The organism is Streptomyces sp. NPDC001027 (assembly GCF_040299045.1).
Lineage (GTDB): Bacteria > Actinomycetota > Actinomycetes > Streptomycetales > Streptomycetaceae > Streptomyces.
On record NZ_JBEPBI010000612.1, the window covers coordinates 1 to 1,099 of the forward strand.

A 1,099-nucleotide genomic window follows, 5' to 3' on the forward strand; every position below is an offset into this window, starting at 1 on the left:
GGAGATTCGTCGTTGGTTTGGTATGAGTCGTCCGGGTCCGAAGATTCCGCCGTTGTCGGTGACCGATGCCCAGCGAGCCGTGCTGGAGGGCTGGGTGCGTCGCCGCACGACGGCTCAGGCGCTGGCCCAGCGGTCGCGGATCGTGCTGGAGTGCGCCGACGGGCACTCGATCATGGAGGTGTCACGCCGGCTGCGGGTCACTGCGGACACCGTCCGCACCTGGCGGCGACGTTTCCTCGAACGGGGCCTGGACGGCCTGTCCGACGAGCCGCGGCCCGGCGTCCCGCGGAAGATCACCGACGCTGACGTCGAGCGGGTCATCGTCAAGACACTTGAAGAGAAGCCGAAGAACGCCACCCACTGGTCGACCCGGTCGATGGCGGCGGCCACGGGCATGTCGCAGTCGGCGATCTCGCGGATCTGGCGCGCGTTCGCCCTGGCGCCGCACCGGTCGCAGACCTTCAAGCTTTCCACGGACCCGCTGTTCATCGACAAGGTCCGTGATGTCGTCGGCCTGTATCTCGACCCGCCGGAGAAGGCTCTGGTCCTCTGCGTGGACGAGAAGTCCCAGATCCAGGCCCTCGACCGGTCCCAGCCCGTGCTGCCGATGGTTCCCGGCGTTCCCGAACGCCGCAGCCACGACTACGTCCGCGCCGGCACCACCACGCTGTTCGCCGCACTGGAAGTCGCCACCGGCAAGGTGATCGGCTCCCTGCATCGGCGCCACCGGGCCGTGGAGTTCAAGAAGTTCCTGACCAAGCTCGACAAGGAAGTCCCCGCCGACCTCGATGTCCATCTGATCCTCGACAACTATGTCACCCACAAGACGCCTGTCATCAAGAAGTGGCTGCTTGCGCACCCGCGCTTCCATCTGCACTTCACACCGACGAGTTCGTCCTGGCTGAACCTGGTGGAGCGGTGGTTCGCCGAGCTCACGCAGAAGAAACTCAAGCGAGGCGTTCACCGCTCCGTCCAGGCCCTTGAACGCGACATCCGCGCTTGGCTCGCCGACTGGAACGAACACCCCAGACCGTTCATCTGGACGAAGACCGCCGACGAAATCCTCGACAAAGTAGCCGCCTACTGCCGACGAATCTCT

At 65.5% G+C, this 1,099-nt stretch carries 1 protein-coding gene; it reads left to right on the plus strand.

The features are described 5' to 3' along the window. Nucleotides 1–22: 22 nt before the first annotated feature. Nucleotides 23–1,099, plus strand: a 1,077-nt coding sequence (locus tag ABT300_RS44310; protein WP_351688902.1) for an IS630 family transposase, incomplete at its 3' end; no start/stop codon positions are given.